The following is a 529-nucleotide window of genomic DNA, read 5'->3' on the forward strand; positions in this document are numbered from 1 at the left end:
TCATGCAGGTCTCCATGCCCAGCGCCTTGACGCCTTCGACCATCGCCACCACCGCATCCATGTCGCGCGCCTTGGGGTTTCGCCAGGCCGCGCCCATGCAATAACGGGTGGCGCCGGCATCACGCGCCTTGGTCGCTTCGGCGATGACGCGCCTGACATCCATCAGCTTGGACGCCTCCAACCCGGTTTCGTGACGCGCCGACTGGCTGCAATAGCCACAATCCTCCGGGCATCCTCCGGTCTTGATGCTGAGCAGCCGGCTGAGCTGGACCTTGTTTGGATCGAAATTCTGGCGGTGCACCGTCTGCGCCAGGAAGAGGAGATTGTTGAAGGGGGCATGGTAAAGTGCCTGAGCCTTCTCCAAGGTCCACGCTCCAGGGTCAGGGCTAGGGGATGCACACATCTTTTCGTTGCGTCGATGACTCATCTGTGAGTTGCGGCGTCGGGTTGGTGTGTGATTCTGTAGGCGACGTACTGAGGGAGGCGTCGCGGTGTCATCTATGGGATTGTTGGGGTCGTTCGGTGACGA

General features: G+C 61.1%; 1 protein-coding gene. It reads right to left on the reverse strand.

Annotated features, from left to right (window positions below; translation table 11 throughout):
• A partial coding sequence (locus NKI47_RS35090) for a biotin synthase BioB (RefSeq protein ID WP_502898133.1) occupies positions 1-403 on the reverse strand: 403 nt, incomplete at its 3' end.
• Positions 404-529: the final 126 nt, after the last annotated feature.

It is taken from the genome of Mesorhizobium sp. M0633, assembly GCF_040320645.1.
In the GTDB taxonomy this organism is placed as follows: domain Bacteria; phylum Pseudomonadota; class Alphaproteobacteria; order Rhizobiales; family Rhizobiaceae; genus Mesorhizobium.